Origin of the sequence: Bradyrhizobium sp. AZCC 1678 (assembly GCF_036924765.1) — a bacterium.
In the GTDB taxonomy this organism is placed as follows: Bacteria; Pseudomonadota; Alphaproteobacteria; order Rhizobiales; family Xanthobacteraceae; genus Bradyrhizobium; species Bradyrhizobium algeriense.
Genome location: NZ_JAZHSE010000001.1, coordinates 4,164,513 through 4,181,868, shown reverse-complemented (window position 1 = coordinate 4,181,868; position 17,356 = coordinate 4,164,513). Strand labels below are relative to the sequence as shown.

At 62.8% G+C, this 17,356-nt stretch carries 17 protein-coding genes; 7 read left to right on the top strand and 10 right to left on the bottom strand.

Features of this window, described 5'->3' with window-relative positions:
* Positions 1–2: 2 nt before the first annotated feature.
* The 3 genes from glnA (at position 3) to V1294_RS19665 (ending at position 3,305) form a co-directional block, all read left to right on the top strand.
* Positions 3–1,412, top strand: a complete 1,410-nt coding sequence (glnA, locus tag V1294_RS19675) for a type I glutamate--ammonia ligase (RefSeq protein ID WP_334481200.1) — start codon at positions 3–5, stop codon at positions 1,410–1,412.
* Positions 1,413–1,701: 289 nt separating this feature from the next.
* Complete coding sequence (locus V1294_RS19670) at positions 1,702–2,196, top strand: DUF992 domain-containing protein (protein WP_334499460.1); 495 nt, start codon at positions 1,702–1,704, stop codon at positions 2,194–2,196.
* Positions 2,197–2,555: 359 nt separating this feature from the next.
* Positions 2,556–3,305, top strand: a complete 750-nt coding sequence (locus tag V1294_RS19665) for a hypothetical protein (protein WP_334499458.1) — start codon at positions 2,556–2,558, stop codon at positions 3,303–3,305.
* Positions 3,306–3,473: 168 nt separating this feature from the next.
* Here the strand turns inward: V1294_RS19665 and V1294_RS19660 are convergent, their stop codons facing one another.
* The 4 genes from V1294_RS19660 to V1294_RS19645 form a co-directional block, all read right to left on the bottom strand.
* Positions 3,474–5,378, bottom strand: a complete 1,905-nt coding sequence (locus V1294_RS19660) for a PAS domain-containing sensor histidine kinase (RefSeq protein WP_334499456.1) — start codon at positions 5,376–5,378, stop codon at positions 3,474–3,476.
* Between the two features lie 207 nt (positions 5,379–5,585).
* Positions 5,586–6,653, bottom strand: a complete 1,068-nt coding sequence (locus tag V1294_RS19655; RefSeq protein ID WP_334499454.1) for an extracellular solute-binding protein — start codon at positions 6,651–6,653, stop codon at positions 5,586–5,588.
* Between the two features lie 39 nt (positions 6,654–6,692).
* Positions 6,693–7,463 (bottom strand): gamma-glutamyl-gamma-aminobutyrate hydrolase family protein, encoded by a 771-nt coding sequence (locus tag V1294_RS19650; RefSeq protein WP_334499452.1) that lies wholly within the window; start codon positions 7,461–7,463, stop codon positions 6,693–6,695.
* A 123-nt stretch (positions 7,464–7,586) separates the two neighbouring features.
* Complete coding sequence (locus tag V1294_RS19645; protein WP_334499450.1) at positions 7,587–8,315, bottom strand: hypothetical protein; 729 nt, start codon at positions 8,313–8,315, stop codon at positions 7,587–7,589.
* Between the two features lie 118 nt (positions 8,316–8,433).
* Here V1294_RS19645 and V1294_RS19640 point away from each other — a divergent pair, with 118 nt between their 5' ends.
* Positions 8,434–9,558 (top strand): AI-2E family transporter, encoded by a 1,125-nt coding sequence (locus V1294_RS19640; protein WP_334499448.1) that lies wholly within the window; start codon positions 8,434–8,436, stop codon positions 9,556–9,558.
* A 6-nt stretch (positions 9,559–9,564) separates the two neighbouring features.
* On the opposite strand, the gene V1294_RS19635 is transcribed toward V1294_RS19640, so the two are convergent.
* Positions 9,565–9,867, bottom strand: coding sequence for an antibiotic biosynthesis monooxygenase family protein (locus tag V1294_RS19635; RefSeq protein WP_108513521.1), 303 nt, complete (start codon positions 9,865–9,867; stop codon positions 9,565–9,567).
* A 220-nt stretch (positions 9,868–10,087) separates the two neighbouring features.
* Between V1294_RS19635 and V1294_RS19630 the strand changes: the two genes are divergently transcribed.
* The gene (locus tag V1294_RS19630) at positions 10,088–12,238 is read left to right on the top strand and encodes a carboxypeptidase regulatory-like domain-containing protein (protein ID WP_334499446.1); all 2,151 of its coding nucleotides are present in this window, start codon (positions 10,088–10,090) and stop codon (positions 12,236–12,238) included.
* Positions 12,239–12,249: 11 nt separating this feature from the next.
* Here V1294_RS19630 and V1294_RS19625 read toward each other — a convergent pair whose 3' ends face one another.
* The 5 genes from V1294_RS19625 to V1294_RS19605 all read right to left on the bottom strand — a co-directional run bounded on the left by V1294_RS19625 (position 12,250) and on the right by V1294_RS19605 (position 15,583).
* Positions 12,250–12,486 carry a hypothetical protein gene (locus tag V1294_RS19625; RefSeq protein WP_334481216.1) on the bottom strand — a complete coding sequence of 79 codons (237 nt, stop codon included), beginning with the start codon at positions 12,484–12,486 and terminating at the stop codon, positions 12,250–12,252.
* 119 nt (positions 12,487–12,605) lie between these two features.
* Positions 12,606–13,823: a GGDEF domain-containing protein gene (locus tag V1294_RS19620; RefSeq protein ID WP_334499444.1), complete on the bottom strand. Its 1,218-nt coding sequence runs from the start codon at positions 13,821–13,823 to the stop codon at positions 12,606–12,608.
* Positions 13,824–14,057: 234 nt separating this feature from the next.
* Positions 14,058–14,534, bottom strand: coding sequence for a 30S ribosomal protein S9 (gene rpsI, locus V1294_RS19615; RefSeq protein ID WP_108513524.1), 477 nt, complete (start codon positions 14,532–14,534; stop codon positions 14,058–14,060).
* Between the two features lies 1 nt (position 14,535).
* Complete coding sequence (rplM, locus tag V1294_RS19610; RefSeq protein ID WP_057858836.1) at positions 14,536–15,000, bottom strand: 50S ribosomal protein L13; 465 nt, start codon at positions 14,998–15,000, stop codon at positions 14,536–14,538.
* A 154-nt stretch (positions 15,001–15,154) separates the two neighbouring features.
* On the bottom strand, positions 15,155–15,583 hold the full coding sequence (locus tag V1294_RS19605; protein WP_108513525.1) for a PaaI family thioesterase: 429 nt from the start codon (positions 15,581–15,583) through the stop codon (positions 15,155–15,157).
* Positions 15,584–15,669: 86 nt separating this feature from the next.
* Here V1294_RS19605 and V1294_RS19600 point away from each other — a divergent pair, with 86 nt between their 5' ends.
* A complete protein-coding gene (locus V1294_RS19600; RefSeq protein WP_334499442.1) occupies positions 15,670–16,494 on the top strand; it encodes an enoyl-CoA hydratase in 825 nt (274 codons plus the stop codon).
* A gap of 128 nt (positions 16,495–16,622) precedes the next feature.
* Positions 16,623–17,207, top strand: a complete 585-nt coding sequence (locus V1294_RS19595; RefSeq protein WP_334499440.1) for a CoA-binding protein — start codon at positions 16,623–16,625, stop codon at positions 17,205–17,207.
* The last annotated feature ends 149 nt before the right edge of the window (positions 17,208–17,356 follow it).

Here is a 17,356-nt window from a genome sequence, read left to right as displayed (position 1 = left end):
TCATGAAGACCGCCAAAGACGTCCTGAAATCGATCAAGGACAACGACGTAAAATACGTCGACCTGCGCTTCACCGATCCGCGCGGCAAGTGGCAGCACGTGACCTTCGATGTCGGCATGATCGAAGAAGACACCTTTGCTGAAGGCCAGATGTTCGACGGTTCCTCGATCGCCGGCTGGAAGGCGATCAACGAATCCGACATGTGCCTGATGCCCGATCCGGTGACCGCGACGATCGACCCGTTCTTCGCCGAGACCACCATGGTCATCGTCTGCGACGTGCTCGAGCCGACCACCGGCGAGCCCTACAACCGCGACCCCCGCGGCATCGCCAAGAAGGCCGAGGCGATGGTAAAATCGTCTGGCGTCGGCGACACCGTGTTCTTCGGCCCCGAGGCCGAGTTCTTCGTGTTCGACGACGTGCGCTACCAGACCACGCCCTACAACACCGGCTTCAAGCTCGACTCCTCGGAACTGCCGATCAATTCGGACACCGAATATGAGGGCGGCAATCTCGGCCACCGCATCCGCACCAAGGCCGGCTACTTCCCCGTGCCGCCGCAGGACTCCGTGCAGGACATGCGTTCCGAAATGCTCGGCGCCATGGCCAAGATGGGCGTCAAGGTCGAGAAGCATCACCACGAAGTGGCTTCCGCCCAGCACGAGCTCGGCATGAAGTTCGACACCATGACGCTGATGGCCGACCAGATGCAGATCTACAAATACTGCATCCACCAGGTCGCCCACATCTACGGCAAGACTGCCACCTTCATGCCGAAGCCGGTCTATGGCGACAACGGCTCGGGCATGCACTGCCACCAGTCGATCTGGAAGGACGGCAAGCCGGTGTTCGCCGGCAACAAATACGCCGACCTCTCGGAGACCTGCCTCCATTACATCGGCGGCATCATCAAGCACGCGAAAGCGATCAACGCCTTCACCAACCCGTCGACCAATTCCTACAAGCGCCTGGTCCCGGGTTATGAAGCTCCCGTGCTGCTCGCCTACTCCGCGCGCAACCGTTCGGCCTCCTGCCGCATTCCGTATACGGCAAACCCGAAGGCCAAGCGCGTCGAAGTCCGCTTCCCCGACCCGATGGCCAATCCCTATCTCGGCTTCGCCGCGATGCTGATGGCCGGCCTCGACGGCGTCAAGAACAAGATCGATCCGGGTCCGGCGATGGACAAGGACCTCTACGACCTGCCGAAGGAAGAGCTGAAAGCGATCCCGACCGTGTGCGGCTCTCTGCGCGAGGCGCTGGAAAACCTCGACAAGGATCGCGCGTTCCTCAAGGCCGGCGGCGTGTTCGACGACGACTTCATCGACAGCTTCATCGAGCTGAAGATGACCGAAGTCGAGCGTTTTGAGATGACCCCGCATCCGGTCGAGTTCGACATGTACTATTCGCAGTGATCCCGCGCGGCGTTCGCGCCGCCCGTATCACCATCCAACAATGCGAAAGGCGCTCCTTGCGGGGCGCCTTTTGTTTTTTGTGTAGGAAAGTCAGGCGTTTCGGCCGCGTGGTTCGTGTACTCATGGCCGAATGCCGCCGCGAATTTTCCACCGCCCGCCTGCCGACCCGCCTGCACGACCGTTACAGCTCGGAACAGGAACATCGCAGTGTCGTTGCGCGTTGAGGGGGTCCATCAAATGCGTCGACGGAGGGACGCCCATGACCAAAGCAACGCTGAATAGAACAACCTTGAATAGTCTCGCAACCACATGCGCCGCCCTGGCGCTCGCCCTCGCCATGACTCCGGCCACGGCTCAGGACCGGACAAGGGTCGGCACGCTCACCTGCAACATATCGCCCGGTGTCGGCCTCGTTGTCGGGGGGCAGCGGCAACTGAGCTGCATCTATGCCTCGGCGAGAGGCAGGGCGCGCGACGCTTATGAGGGCACCGTCAGCACGCTTGGCCTCGACATCGGTGCCACGACCGGCGGCCAGATGGCTTGGGCGGTTTTTGCGCCGTCCACGTTGGGCCGGGGGGCATTGGCGGGAACCCATACGGGTGCGACCGCCGGCGGCACGGTCGGCGCCGGAGCGAGTGCCAACGTCCTGGTTGGAGGCCCGGACCGCAGGGTCATCATGCAGCCGGCATCCGTGCAGGGGCAGACGGGCGTGAATATTGCCGCAGGCGTATCCACACTGGAGCTGCGGCCGGCCACTGCGCCCGCACGTCGCACGGCCCAGTGACGACGACTTCATCGACAGCTTCATCGCGTTGAAGATGACCGAAGTCGAGCGATTTGAGATGACCCCGCACCCGGTCGAGTTCGAGATGTACTATTCGCAGTGATTCCGCACGGCTTCGCCGCCGTTATCTCGGCTCAACATGCGAAAGGCGCTCCCCTTGCGGGGCGCCTTTCGTTATCGTGGTGGCCATTTTCACTCGCGCTCAAAGCAATCTGGGTTCCCGCGTGATCTTGCGGTTCCCGGTTCCCGAATCCCAATGAAGTCAAAACTTCTCCAAAATCGTGGCGGTGATTGTCGCTTTTAGACCTCGCTGGCGAGGTACTGATGTACGAGAACAAATAAGAGGCGGCATCGAACAAATGGCGACAAAAGACGGTTTCCCGCCGGACGAGCGTTATCCTGTCTTTCTCACCGAGCAAGCCGAAGAAACCAGGCAGCCGGATATCGGGAAGGCTTTGGGCAGAGCGGCTCTCTCGTCACGTATCCTCAAGGCGAGTATTTTGGGGGTGACGGCGACAGCAGCGATCGGGATCGCGATCCTGTCGGTGGGAGATCCAGTCGCGCTCGTTGCGAACGTCACGGCTACATGGGTCGACAAACCAGCGCTTCAGCCTGACAACGAGCTTCAGCCTGACAACGATCCGTCGGCACCACCAATTCAATCAATCGCCGGCACGCAGGATTTGCCGTCGACGACAAGTGACGCGCCGCCGCGCGACGAAATTGCTGCGGCTGCTGAGCCTGCTGATCAGAGCCAGGCCGAGATCGGCCACCCGCTCACTGAAGCCTTGTTCAAGCAATTCCAGGCCTGGGCGGACGAACAAGATACACGGGCACAGGTCGAGCCCAAACAGCCCGTGCAAGCTGCTCCTGTACGGGTGGCGCAAGATGCCCCAGCGCAGGTCCGGCCTGTGAAAAAGCACCGACGGGTCCGGTCCGTGCAAAATGCTCGAGCAGAGATCCGGCCCGCGCGACATCATCGAGTGAGGACCCGGGAAGAAAGTGCACCGATGCCGATCGCGCCAGTACCGGACGCCCGAGCACCGGAGCAGCAGCCAGTGCAAAATAGCCAGACACCTGGGCTCTTGCAAAGCTTCGGTTTTCGCTAACGCAGCGTCACCGCAACTACGCTTCGTCGCGACCTCCGATGCAGCAAGCGTAGCCTTGGCGAGCGTGCAGCAAGCGTAGCCCCCGGATGAGCGAAAGCGACATCCAGGATTTTCGCTGCCCCCGCATATCGCTGCGCTCATGCGGGCTTACGTATCGCTTGTTCGCGGCTACTTCTTTTCCGGCGGATTATCCCTCAGAAACCGCTCCAGATCCTCCTGCACCGAATACGGCAGCGGGATCGGATCGCCCATGTGGTCGATCGCGCGGTCGAGGCAGAGCCGCACCATGCGCGCGAGTTCGGCCTTGCGATACGGCTTGGTCAGCAGCAACACACCTTCGCCAAGATGCCCGCCCGCATCGAACGCGCCGAAGGTGTTGCCAGAGGTGTAGAGCACCCGGAGCGGCCGGCGCAGTTCGGCGACCTGTTGCGCGAGCTGCCGGCCGTTCATGGCGCCGGGCATGATGATGTCGGTGAACAGGAGGTCGAACGCTGCGCCGGAATTCACCAGTTCGAGCGCGTGGGTCGCGTTGGAAGCGACAATGACCTTGTAGCCGAGACTTTCGAGACGGCCGGTGACATGCGCCCGCACGACATCATCATCCTCGACGCACAGGATGGTTTCCGATCCCCCGCGCAGTTCGTCGTCGTCAGGCGGCGAGGCATCGCTTGCCGGAAGCGCGTCCGAAGGCTCGACGTCGGCCTTCGGCAGATAGATGCGGAAACAGGCGCCCTTGCCCTCGTCGCCATCGACCACGACGCTGCCGCCGGACTGCTTTGCAAAGCCGAACACCATGCTCAGCCCAAGTCCGGTGCCGGTGCCGAACTGCTTGGTCGAAAAGAACGGCTCGAAAATCCTGTCGCGTATGGCAGGCGGAATGCCGGCGCCGCTATCGATGACCTCGACGGCGACGTAGTCGCCCGCGCCGAGACCGCCCACTTCAGCGTCGCATGCGTCGCGCGTGAAATTACCCGTCCTGAACAGCAGCCTCCCCCCATCAGGCATGGCGTCGCGGGCATTGATGGCGAGATTGACCAGCGCCGACGTGAGCTGGCTGCGATCGACCAGGGCCGGCCAGGCCTGTTCGCTCAACGCCGTCCCGATCTCGATCCGCCTTCCGAGCGTCGGCGCCAAGAGCTTGATGACCTCCTCGATCAGCGCATTGACGTCGGTCTCAAGCGGCCGCAACGGCTGCTTTCTGGCAAAGGCAAGCAGGTTCGCCGTGAGCTGCGACGCCCGGTCGGCCGCGTCATTGATCATCTTGGCGATCGACGTCAGCGCCGGATCGTGCTTGACGCCGTCGGCCAGGATTTCGATCGTGCCCGTGATCACGGTGAGCATGTTGTTGAAGTCGTGGGCGATGCCGCCGGTCAATTGCCCGACCGATTCCATCTTCTGCGCCTGGAACAATTGTTCTTCAGCGGCGCGCTTTGCGGTGATGTCCCTGACAAACGCATTGATGAGGTAGCCTTCACCGCGGCGCAGCGCCGTCAGCGACACCTCTGCGAAGAATTCGCGTCCATCCTTGTGCAACAGCGGCGTTTCGTATCGCCCGCCGGCGGCGTCGCCCGATGCCTCGCTCAGGAAGCGGTCCACCCATTGCCGGTGCACAGCGCGTTGTGCTTCCGGAAACACCAGCTCTTCCACGCTCCTGCCGAGGGCTTCCGCGCGCGTCCATCCCATCAAGGCCTCGGCGTGCGGGCTCCAGTCGAGAATGACGCAGGACCCATCGGTTTGGACGAAGGCATCGAGCGCGTTTTCGACGATCGCCTGCGCCATTTCACTGTCGGTCAGCGCCTGATGAGCGAGCCCCTGCTCCCGTCCGCTGCGACCATCCACGGGGCCAGTGACGTCGGGCAGCGCGCTACGCCAAAATCGCGCAGGACCGGCAGCGACAGCCACCGCGAGCACGCCGGCAATCGTACCGCCCAGCAGCGCCGCGCTGACAATCGTCGCCAGAGGCCCGCCCGGCGCGGCTTGCGTCGCAAAATAATAGGTCACTGCGCTCACGACGCAGGACGTCACGACGACCAGCAACGCCATCGCCAGCGCGAGCCGTCTTGGTTGCGTCATGGCTTCACCAGTCTGGAGATGATGGATGACTTAGCCGACTTCCCGGACCCGATCCCATCTTTTCCGCCTCCGTAGAAGTACGGAGGACGCTTGATACAGGCCGCCTTTATGATTCGTCCCAAAATTCGGATGGTTGCAGTACTATCCAACGATTCCTTTTGGTTGCAACCGCTTTCGGCGTATTTCCCGCGCTGGAGGGTGCCGGCATCACACCCCGAAGATCTTGGCGTAGCGCGCCTTGATCTCCTCGCTTTGCGCCTGCACCTGGGCCGGATCGGCCTTCAGCAGTTTCAAGCTGGAAAGCGGGATGTGCTCGCCTTTCTCCTTCACCCGTGCGTGAAAGGAGCGATGCGCAAAGACGTCGACCAGCATCTGCTGGGCCTCCGCGCTGAAGAAGAAGCTCTGGAAAAGCCTTGCCGCATTCGGATTCGGCGCGCTGCGGAAAATGCCTGATGGCACGATGATCAGCGGCGAGCCTTCGGCCGGATACACCACTTCGACCGGCTTGCCCTGGTCCTTCAGCAGCACGAGATTGTAATCATTGCCGTCGGCCATCACGGCACGCTCGCCGAGCAGGATCTTCTTCGGCGGATCGGCGGCTGATTGCACCTGCATGATCTTCTGCTGCGCGAGCTTCTCCAGATACGGCCAGCCGAGATCGCGCGCCAGCAGGAACGTCGTGGTCAGAATAGCGCCGCTGTAGCCGGGATGGGCCTTGACCATCTTGCCCGTCCACTTGGGATCGAGCAGGTCGGCATAGCTTTTCGGCGCCTCCTCGCGCTTGACGAGGTTGGTGTTGTAGCCGATCGCTTCCGTCCAGGCGCAGGACGTCGCGTACATGCCGTCCCGGTCGATCTGATCGGAGGGAAAATGCCGGACCACGTCGCTCGGAAGGTAAGGCGCCAGCCAGTCGTTCTTCTTCCATTCGAGATAATGCGCGGTATCGGTCGAATTGGCGACGTCGACGGCCTTGATGCCGCTTCCCTGCTCCTGCGCGATGCGCTGGAAAATCCGCTCCGCACCGGAGCGCTCCACGCGCACGGTGATCCCAGGATATTTCGCCTCAAAAGTCCTCGCCAGTCGCTCGGCGGTATTGAGTTCAAGCGCCGAATAGAACGACAGCTTGCCCTCTTTCTTCGCGGCTTCGATCAGGGCCGGCGTCACCTCCTCCGCCGGCGGCACCGCGGCCTTCAGGGGTTCGGCAAACAGCAGGCCTGCAGCGGACGCCGTCGATGCCTTGAGCAGGTCGCGTCTCGACCATTTGCGGTCCCGCATCGCATCCTCCCTTGTCATGCGACCGTTCTTTGCGGTCGCCTAGCCGGTTCGCGCGTGCGCCTTCAGCGCCTCGCCGAACGCTTCGAACAGCTTTCGGTTGATCGGGTTGCGCTGCGGGTCGTACTCGGCGTGCCACTGGACACCGAGGGCGAAGCTGGCGGCGTCCGCGATCCGGATCGCCTCGATGGTGCCGTCTTCGGCAATGCCTTCAATGACGACGCGCTCGCCGGGTTCGAGGATGCCCTGCCCGTGCAGCGAATTCACCCGGATGGTTTCGCAGCCGAGCAGATTCGCAAACGTGCCGCCGGGCGTGAGGTGGACGTCGTGCCGGTCAGCAAACACCACCGTCGGGTCGGGATGGATCTCGCCATTCTCCAGCCGCGGCATGCGGTGGTTGATGCGGCCGGGGATCTCGCGGATTTCCGGGTGCAGCGAGCCGCCGAAGGCGACGTTCATCTCCTGCAGGCCGCGGCAGATGCCGAAGATCGGCACACCGCGGGCGACGCAGGCCTCCGTCAGCGCCAGCGCGACGTCGTCGCGATGGATATCGTAGGGCTCGTGCCTCTCATGCGGCTCGGTCTTGAAACGCGTCGGGTGCACATTGGCCCGCGCTCCGGTCAGCACCACGCCGTCGACGACGTCGAGAAGCGCGCCGACATCGGTAATCTCGGGCGAGCCCGCGAACATCAGCGGCAGCGCCCCTGCCACGTCGGTGACAGCGCGCAAATTGCGCTCTCCGACCATCTGGGTCTGGAAACGATTTTCGACGCGATAGGCGTTCCCGATCACACCGACCACGGGCCGCCTCATCGCAAAAATTCCGCTGTCATCGTCCTGTGCAAGGATATTCTGGGTTGGGCCATGATTGCAGAAGATAATGCCTGCGGCCCGGCTGCGGATCAATATCCGCAGAGCGGCAGCGGGGCTGCCCTGCTATTTCCGCGTGAAAGCCTCCTGGGCGCCGATCGCCTCGACCCCGGGCAAACCGGCCGCGCGGAGCGCCGTGGCCGCCGAATCGCCGGCACCGCTCAGCCACGGCAATTTTGCCTGGATTCCGCGCGTTACCGGCTCGCCCAGCACGCCGCCGAAATCAAGCGGCCAATATCCGTTCGGCACCACCTCAGTCGATATCCCCTGGAGGCGATAGCCCTTGCCGAGCACCGCTTCGGCATTGTCGGGCGGCACCAGGCGCGCAGTGCCGGGCGTGGCCGGATCGGTAAAACTGACGAACACCGGGATCAGCGCACCCTTCACCGGCACTGTGCCGGTCAGCCGGCTCATCTCGCTGAACGGCACGCGCTTGCCGGCTGCCGCCGCATAGGCCCGCAAGGCCACGTAGTTCATGTCGTCAAGGACGAGATTATTGTCGACATGGGCCAACAGCGCGACGAGGTTCTTGCCCTGCCCGAGATCGACCAAAACGGCGTCACCCAACGTGCGGGTCTGACCGCGGCGGGTGTAGCTGCGATCGGGATGGACGGCCATCACGCCAGAGGCCGACTTGCGCCCCTCCGGCGTCTCGACCTCGACCATCAGGCGATATTTGTGGGCAGGCCGGTTGATTCTGATCTGGTCGCCGATCACCAGCGCCGCCAGTAGCGCAATCGGGCCGAACCATTTGAAATTCATCTCATCCTCGCCGGCCCGCCATATCAGATTCATGCACCGCTTGGCATACCGGGTGCGACAGCGTCAAACCGGCGCGCGCCCGCCCGCTTGATCCCGGTCCGATTTTGACGAATGACTGGCGACGCAATATGTCTCACGAGAAGGAATCAACGTGACAGGTCCCGCTGACAATCGCCTTCAGGCCCGCAACGATCTGGCGTGGGCGATATCGGTCGGCGGCATCGGCGTGGTGCTGTTCACCGCCCTGCTCGCGTTCACCTGGCACTTCGCCGCGACGCTGTTTCTGATATTTTCCGGTATCCTGCTCGGCGTCGCGCTCAACGCCATGAGCAACCTGCTCGGACGCGTGGTGCGGCTGCCGCATGCGCTGCGGCTCACAGTGGTCTGCCTGGTGGTTGCGGGCATGCTGTCGGGCATTGTCTTTCTCGGCGGCACCACGATCGCCCAGCAGACGACGGCGTTGAGCAACACGCTCAAATCGCAGCTCGTCAACGTCAAGGGTTTTCTGGAACGGAACGGCATCGACACCAGCTTCTTCGACTTCGGCACCGTGTCCTCGCCGTCGGATGATGCCGCGCCGGCGACTGCTGCGCCGACGCCCCACACGCTTCCCAGCGCCGGCACGATTGCGGCCAGCGGCGGCGCGATCTTCAGCCAGAGCCTGAAACTGATTCTGGGCACCGCAAGCGCGGTCGGAAACTTCTTCATCGTGCTGTTCCTGGGAATAGCCTTTGCGACCCAGCCAAGCGTCTACCGCGACGGGCTGCTGTTCATGGCGCCTGCCCGACACCGCACGCGGGCGGTCGCGATCGTCGACCGGATCGGCGAGACGCTGGAGCGCTGGCTGATCGCGCAGATCATCACCATGATCGCGGTGTTTCTGGTGACCTGGATCGGGCTATCGATCATTGGCATCCAGAGTTCGTTCATTCTCGGCATCCAGGCCGGACTGCTCGCCTTCATCCCGACGGTGGGCGCGATCCTCGGCGGCCTGATCGTGGTGCTGGCCAGCGTCGCCTCGGGATGGGTCGCGGCCCTCTCCGCCTTCATCCTGTTTCTCGGCGTGCACGCACTGGAAAGCTACGTGCTGACCCCGATCATCCAGCGCCAGGCGCTGGATATTCCGCCGGCCACGCTGTTTGCGTTCCAGATCCTGCTCGGCGTCGTGTTCGGCATCTGGGGGCTGGCGCTCGCGCTGCCGCTGATGGCGATCGCCAAGGTGATGATCGACCATTTCAAGACGGAGCGTCTGCCGGCCGAAGCAGCGGCCGCCTGAACGCCCTTAGTCGGCCGTGGTCAGCACCGTCTCGGTGTGCTCGACCTCGGGCGGCGAAGCAAAATACGGCCCGACCAGCGCGCGCCAGGCGGTGAAATCTTCCGAGCCGCGAAAATCCACGGTGTGGTTTTCCAGCGTCTCCCACTGCGCCATCAACCGGTAACGCTGCGGCTTCTCGATCGATTTGTGCAGCTCAAAGCCCTTGCCGCCCTTGGCGCGCAGAAACAGCGGACGCGCCTTGGCAACGGCAGCCTCGAAATCCTTCTCGGTGCCGGGCTTGACGTCGATTTGTGCGATTTCGGTGATCATCGGAGTTACGCCTTCTCATGAGAATTGGCGTGTCTAGCCCAGTCGCCCCAAAAGCAAAAGACATATGCGACGCTTGTGCGTTGCTGCGACGCACGCTGGCCGTTCGCGGCATCAAGCATGAGGAAATCGCGCGCGTGACATGCTCGCGCCTCAACCCTAATTTGATGTAGGCTTGCGCCAAACAACGAGCGGCAAGCTCACGGCCACGGGGAGAGAAGCGATGAATCTCAATCGGATCCTGTTCTCCTTCACCCTGGCTGCGGCGGCGGGCGCGCTCACCTTGGCGGCGCCGTCGCATGCGCAGCAACCGGCGGCGGTTGCGATCGACAATGACGACATCGGCGGCGTGGTAGCCGGACCCAACGGCCCGGAGGCCGGCGTCTGGGTCATCGCGGAAACGAATGAGTTGCCGACGAAATTCGCCAAGATCGTCGTCACCGACGATCAGGGCCGTTACGTGATCCCGGACCTGCCACTGAGTGTGAACTACGCCATCTGGGTGCGCGGCTACGGGCTGGTAGATTCGCCCAGGTTACGCGCCAAGCCCGGCCAGCAGGTCAACCTCACGGCGGTGCCGGCGCCGAACGAGGCCGCAGCCGCCCATTATTATTCGGCGATCTACTGGTACACGCTGATGAAGATCCCGCCGGCGAAGGATTTCGGCGGTACTACCGACATCCCGAAGGAGATCACGCAGGATATCTGGCGCCAGCGGATGAACAATGTCGACTGTATCGGCTGCCATCAGCTTGGCCAGGAATCCACGCGCACGATCCCGGGCGCTTTCGGCGAATTCAAATCGGGCGAGGAAGCCTGGATACGCCGCGTCTCCTCAGGCCAGACCGGGGAATGGATGGTGAATCGGCTCGCGGGCCAGCTCGGCGGCGTACCGTTCAAGTATTTCGGCGACTGGACCGATCGGGTCGCCAAGGGCGAGCTGCCGAAATCCAAACCGCCGCGGCCGACCGGCATCGAACGCAACGTCGTCGTCTCGTCGTGGGAATGGGCGACAGAGAAGCACTTCGTCCACGATCTGATTTCCTCGGATCGGCGTTATCCAACGGTCAACGCCTACGGCCCACTGTACGGCGCGAACGAATACTCATCCGACGATATGCCGATCCTCGATCCGAAGACGCACAAGGTGACGTTCTCCAGGATGCCGGTCGCTGATCCCAATGCACCGGAATCTTTCGGCCCTCCGCTCCATGGCACGGCTCTCCTCAATCCGGTCAGCCCCTCGGCCTATTGGGGTGACGAGAAGATCTGGAGCCAGCGGACCAACAATCACAACAGCATGTTCGACAAGAAGGGCCGCGTGTGGTTGGCGGCGGCGGTGCGCGGCATCGAAAATCCAGCTTACTGCCGGAAAGGGTCCGATCACCCGTCGGCCAAGGCCTTCCCGCTCGAACGCTCAGGCCGGCAAGTGACGGTGTTCGATCCCAAGACCCAGAAGTACAGCTTCATCGATACCTGCTTCGGCACCCATCACCCGCAGTTCGGCTACGATGCCGACGATACGCTTTGGGTTTCGGGGACCGGCCCCGTCGCCGGCTGGGTCAATACCAAGTTATGGGACGAGACCGGCGATGTCGTCAAAGCGCAGGGGTGGGCGCCGTTCGTTCTCGACACCAACGGCAACGGCAAGGTCGACGAATACACCGAGCCGGGCAAGCCGGCAGAGGCGGACAAGGACATGCGGGTCGCCGGCTCAGGCCCCTACGCCGTGATGCCGCATCCGACCGACGGCTCGGTCTGGTACACCGTCAACGTGTTCGTCGGCCAGCCCGGCTTCATGCGCTTCGATCCCAAGACCAAACTGTCGGAGTTTTATGCCATTCCGAAGGAAGGCATCGGCGTTCGCGGCGGCGACATCGACAAGAACGGCGTGCTCTGGGGCTCGGGCTCGAACGGCAGCTTGATCCGCTTCGATCGCAGCAAATGCAAGAACCCGCTCAATGGTCCGAGCGCGACCGGCAACCACTGCCCGGAGGGCTTCTCTTATTTCAAATATCCGGGCCCCGGCTTTGAAGGGTTCGAGAGCTCGAGCGCCGAGGCGAGCTACTACACCTGGGTCGATCACCACAACACGGTCGGCCTCGGCGAGAACATTCCGATCTCCACCGCCAACCTCAACGACGGTTTCGTTGCTCTCAAGGACGGGCAGATGGTGATGCTGCGCATCCCTTATCCGCTCGGCTTTTTTGCCAAAGGCCTCGACGGGCGCATTGACGATCCGGTCGCGGGCTGGAAAGGCCGCGGGCTGTGGAGTTCGAGCGGCGATCGCACACCCTGGCTGATGGAGGGCGGCAAGGGCTCAAAGCCGCGGGCGGTGCATATTCAGGTGCGCCCCGACCCGTTGGCGAAATGAGGGATCAGCGCCTAGTTGAACAGCAGCACCGTGCCGGCGATCATCAGCGCACAGCCGATGAACATGATGGCAGGCCAGCGCATTCTGCGCTGATCATAACGCCCCTGCGCACGACGCTCCGTGATGAGCGCCATCTCGAATTCTTCCGAGGTCGAGAACATGCAGCCAAAACCGCCGCGGGCCGAGGCTGCGGCCGCTTCGAGCGACATCAGGGCGGCCTGTGGGTTTCGTCTGCGAGGTGAATCCATGACGCAGAGGATATGGATGGAATGGTAAACGCGAGGTTACCGCGCATCGTTTCCGCCGCGATCCCCGCCGAAAATGACAGATCGAACTCCGCAGATATCGCCTTGTTCGGTCGAAGCGTTCAGGTCGCCGCCGGCACCTGGCGTTGCGAAGCTGCGCGGCCGGCGGTCTTGCGCCGCCAGTTCTCCAGCGAGAGCGGCAGCTCTTCCGCGGCCTCGACCCGGTTACGGCCGCCGCGCTTGGCCTGATAGAGCGCGGTATCGGCCGCCGCCAGCAACACGTCGAGCTCCGTGCCCGCCGGACCGCCCGCGACGCCGATGCTGACGGTGGTGTCGACCGGACCTTCCTCGCAGGCGATGTTGGACGCCTCGAACGCCTCGCGCACACGCTCGGCCACGATCACGCCCTCGTCCAGCGAACACGCCAACAACGCCGCGAATTCCTCGCCGCCGATCCGCCCCGACAGGTCGCTGATGCGCAAACTGCTGACCACGACGGTGGAGAACAGTTTGAGGATCTCGTCGCCTGCCGGATGGCCGAAGCGGTCATTGATACTCTTGAAATGGTCGATGTCGAAAATCATCACCGTCACCGGCCGCCCCGCGGCAGCCTCGCGTTCGATCACCCGGTTGCTGGCTTCCGTGAAACCGCGGCGGTTCAGCATTCCGCTCAAGGGATCGACCGAAGCCGCGGTCTTGTGCACCGTCACGGCGCGGTCCGACACCAGCATGAAGATGACGAACACGGTGCCGATCGCATACAGCACCAGTTCGATCGAAAACGCCGTCACCCAGATGCTGCTGGTGAAGGTTTCGTCATGCGGGCGCAGCAGGCTGCCGAGCAGGATCGGCAGCGCCAGCACGCAACCATGCATCACGGGCACGGCAATCGTCGGCCAGCGATTGTGCATCGTCCGCCGGCGTTCGCTCCACAATTCGGAAGCCGTCAGTCCCGCATAGATCGCGACGATCGCCGCCCCGACGATCAGCCGCATGGCGGGATTCAATGATGGCACAGCCAGCACCATGCTGATCCAGACGATCGCGCCGAACAACAGCCCTGGCAGATTGGGCTTGCGGCCGTGGAAGACGCGCGAGGCATTCCAGACCATGCCGCAGGCCACGAAGCCGAGCGCATGCAGCGCCAGCAACAGCGGCTCGCCGAGTCTGGCGCCGCCGATGGTCCAGATCGCCACCGACGATGCGCCAAGCAGATAGGCCGTCCCCCACCACTTCAAGGCTGGAATGTTTTCCTGCTTGCCGAACAGCAGCAGCATGGCCCCGAGCATGCCTGCAACCATCGTGGCAAACAGATATAGCGTGGAAGTATCGAACGACATGGGCTCACCCGAACGCGTGTGATGCAACTTGTTCGGCGCACACTGAAATGCAATTTCGCGCCATCGCATTGGGGACACTAGGAGCGCCGTGTTCCATTTTCGTTTGTGCGGGTAAGCAAGTTTTCACGAAAATCCGTGGTAACCCATCACTAAATAGTAAGCAAAAAGGGCGCCCGATCGGGCGCCCTTTTTCTTTCGCGAATGCAGCAAGCGCTGCAAATTTTAGCGAAGCAATTAGCGCTTCGAGAACTGGAACGACTTGCGCGCTTTCGCCCGGCCGTACTTCTTGCGCTCCACGGTGCGGGAGTCGCGGGTCAGGAAGCCGCCCTTCTTCAGGACGCCGCGCAGATCCGGTTCGAAGTTCGTCAGCGCCTTCGAGATGCCGTGACGCACGGCACCCGCCTGGCCCGACAGACCGCCGCCGGCGACCGTGCAGATGACGTCGTACTGGCCGGCGCGCGCGGCGGCGACCAGCGGCTGCTGGATCAACATGCGCAGAACCGGGCGGGCGAAATAGACTTCGACTTCGCGGGTGTTGACCACGATCTTGCCGGCGCCCGGCTTGATCCAGACGCGGGCAACCGCGTCCTTGCGCTTGCCGGTGGCATAGGCGCGGCCGTATTTGTCGACCTTCTTGACGTATTTCGGCGCTTCTGGAGCGGCCGTCTTCAGCGACGCCAACTGGTCGAGAGACTGCATGGTATCCGACATCTTATGCGGCCCTCATGTTCTTGCGGTTCATCGAAGCGATATCAACCTTCTCGGGCTGCTGGGCTTCATGCGGATGTTCGGCGCCGGGATAAACGCGCAGATTGCCCATCTGTACACGGCCGAGCGGACCGCGCGGGATCATGCGCTCGATGGCCTTCTCGACCACGCGCTCGGGGAAACGACCCTCGAGGATCGACTTCGCGGTGCGTTCCTTGATGCCGCCGATGAAGCCAGTGTGCTTGTAGTAGACCTTGTTGTCGCGCTTGCGACCGGTCAGCACGACGTGCGCCGCATTGATGATGACGACGTTGTCGCCGCAATCGACGTGAGGCGTGTAGGTCGGGAGGTGCTTGCCGCGCAGGCGCATGGCGACCAGCGTGGCAAGACGGCCGACCACCAGACCTTTGGCGTCGATCAACACCCACTTCTTCGTCACCTCGGCGGGCTTTGCCGAATAGGTTTTCATGTGAGGAAATCCGTGAAAATGGAAATCGGCGCCAGATGCGCCGAACTGGGCGGTTTCTAGAGAACGGCGCGTTGTCCGTCAACGCCGACGCGCATAAATTATCTCTGCAAGAACAGTCACTTATAAATATGGTGCAATAGTACCGCTAAAAACCCTACGTATTTGGAATGGAGTAGGTCGCCGTCACATGGGCGATCGGATCGGGCGACGATCCCGACAGCAGGTTGACCTCGCCGACCGCCAGGCGCTTGCCGAGCTTCAACAGCTTCGCCGCGGCCAGCACGTCCTGGCCTGGCAGGCCCTTACGCAGGAAATTGATGTTGAGGTTGGTCGTTACCGCCAGTCCCACCGGGCCGATCGCCGAGAGCAGCACCACATACATCGCGAAATCAGCCATCGCCATCAGCGTCGGCCCCGACACCGTGCCGCCCGGACGCAGCATGCGCTCGTCATAGCGCCGCCGCAGCAGGCAGGTTTCGCCGTCGGCGCTCTCGATGGTGATATCGCCGTCGCTGAAGGCCTGCGGAAATTCCTCGCGGAGGAACTTCTCCAGCTCAGCCACGCTCATTTTCGCTGCCGCCATGCCGCCCCTGCCCTCGCATCCGGGTGCCTGTTACATTAGGTTGTCATCAAAGCCCAAATAAAAATCTCGGAGTGGAAACCTCGGAAATGCCCGCCCAGACTGCTCGCGCGCCCACGCCACAACCTCCGATCCTGCTGCAGGAAAATGTCGGCAGCATCCGCCTGCTCACCCTCAACCGACCAGCAGCGCGCAACAGCCTGTCGGAGGGCCTGATCGCCGAGCTGCACGGCGCGCTGAAGCAAATCCACGACGACAACAGCGTCCGCGCCGTCGTCATCGCGGCCAACGGTCCGGCGTTCTCCGCGGGCCACGACATGAAGGAGCTGACCGCGCGCCGCAGCGATGCCGATCGCGGACGCGCCTATTTCGGGCAGATCATGAACGCCTGCAGCGCGATGATGCAGGCGGTCGTGCATCTGCCGAAGCCCGTGGTCGCTGCCGTGCAGGGCATCGCGACCGCCGCCGGCTGCCAGCTCGTGGCAAGCTGCGATCTCGCGGTCGCCTCCGAGGCCGCGGGCTTCGCCACCCCCGGCGTCGATATCGGCCTGTTCTGCTCGACGCCCATGGTGGCGCTGTCGCGCAACATCCCGCGCAAGCAGGCGATGGAGATGCTGCTCACGGGCGAGCCGATTTCGGCGGCAACGGCGAAGAACATCGGCCTCGTCAACCGCGTCGTGGCCGCCGGCACCGAACGCGATGCGGCGATCGCGCTGGCACAGAAGGTCGCGCTCAAATCCGCCTATACCGTCAAGCTCGGCAAGGAGGCGTTCTATCGCCAGGCCGAAATGAGCCTTGCCGACGCCTATCGCTATACGGCCGAGGTGATGACCGAAAACATGATGTCGCGCGACGCCGAGGAAGGCATCGGCGCCTTCATCGAGAAGCGCGAACCGAAATGGCAGGATAAGTGACGACGCAGAGCGTCGTCATTCCGGGGCTCGCGAAGCGAGAACTACGATGCGCGATTGCGCATTGGAGAATCTCGAGATTCCGGGTCTGGTGCTAACGCACCATCCCGGAATGACTGTGCAGGATTAAAATGAACCACGACGCCTACGACGACAACTACATCCGCGGCATTCTCAACTCCGTGAAGTCGATCGCGATGGTCGGCGCGTCGCCGGTCAATGTGCGGCCGAGCTATTTTGCGTTCAAGTATCTGGCGCAACGCGGCTACGACATGATCCCGGTCAATCCGGGTCACGTCGGCAAGAGCCTGCTCGACAAACCCTTCGTCGCCTCGCTGTCGGATATCGGCCGTCCAATCGACATGATCGACATCTTCCGCAATTCCAGCCACATCATGCCCGTCGTCGACGAAGCCCTGACATTGTCGCCGCCGCCGAAAGTGATCTGGATGCAGCTCGGCGCGCGCGACGACGCGGCTGCCGAGAAGGCCGAAGCCGCCGGCCTCAAGGTGGTGATGAATCGTTGTCCCAAGATCGAGTATGGACGGCTGTCGTCGGAAATTTCATGGATGGGCGTCAATTCGCGCACGCTGAGCTCGAAGCGCGCGCCGATCCCGACCCAGGGGATGCGGCTGTCGCTCAACCGGATGAGCGTCGGCGGCGGCGCGACCGCAGCATCGGATCGCGCCGCAAAGAACAAAAGCGAGCCGACGTGACGCAATACGAAACGATCGTTTCGAACACGCGGCAAGAAGAAGCAGACGCATTTCTAATTCACGATATGTGATCCCCTCGCCTTGACGCCGGACGCGGCTCCGATCAGCATCGCCCGCATTTTCAATGCAAGCCCAAGAACAAGCTCAAG

Bases quoted from the DNA above. Each gene is read 5' to 3' on its own strand.
- V1294_RS19630 (WP_334499446.1), top strand. From the start codon at position 10,088: ATGAATCTCAATCGGATCCTGTTCTCCTTCACCCTGGCTGCGGCGGCG.
- rplM (WP_057858836.1), bottom strand. From the start codon at position 15,000: ATGAAAACCTATTCGGCAAAGCCCGCCGAGGTGACGAAGAAGTGGGTG.
- V1294_RS19605 (WP_108513525.1), bottom strand. From the start codon at position 15,583: ATGGCGGCAGCGAAAATGAGCGTGGCTGAGCTGGAGAAGTTCCTCCGC.
- rpsI (WP_108513524.1), bottom strand. From the start codon at position 14,534: ATGTCGGATACCATGCAGTCTCTCGACCAGTTGGCGTCGCTGAAGACG.
- V1294_RS19595 (WP_334499440.1), top strand. From the start codon at position 16,623: ATGAACCACGACGCCTACGACGACAACTACATCCGCGGCATTCTCAAC.
- glnA (WP_334481200.1), top strand. From the start codon at position 3: ATGAAGACCGCCAAAGACGTCCTGAAATCGATCAAGGACAACGACGTA.
- V1294_RS19650 (WP_334499452.1), bottom strand. From the start codon at position 7,463: ATGAGGCGGCCCGTGGTCGGTGTGATCGGGAACGCCTATCGCGTCGAA.
- V1294_RS19660 (WP_334499456.1), bottom strand. From the start codon at position 5,378: ATGACGCAACCAAGACGGCTCGCGCTGGCGATGGCGTTGCTGGTCGTC.
- V1294_RS19600 (WP_334499442.1), top strand. From the start codon at position 15,670: ATGCCCGCCCAGACTGCTCGCGCGCCCACGCCACAACCTCCGATCCTG.
- V1294_RS19620 (WP_334499444.1), bottom strand. From the start codon at position 13,823: ATGTCGTTCGATACTTCCACGCTATATCTGTTTGCCACGATGGTTGCA.
- V1294_RS19625 (WP_334481216.1), bottom strand. From the start codon at position 12,486: ATGGATTCACCTCGCAGACGAAACCCACAGGCCGCCCTGATGTCGCTC.
- V1294_RS19645 (WP_334499450.1), bottom strand. From the start codon at position 8,315: ATGAATCTGATATGGCGGGCCGGCGAGGATGAGATGAATTTCAAATGG.
- V1294_RS19665 (WP_334499458.1), top strand. From the start codon at position 2,556: ATGGCGACAAAAGACGGTTTCCCGCCGGACGAGCGTTATCCTGTCTTT.
- V1294_RS19655 (WP_334499454.1), bottom strand. From the start codon at position 6,653: ATGCGGGACCGCAAATGGTCGAGACGCGACCTGCTCAAGGCATCGACG.
- V1294_RS19635 (WP_108513521.1), bottom strand. From the start codon at position 9,867: ATGATCACCGAAATCGCACAAATCGACGTCAAGCCCGGCACCGAGAAG.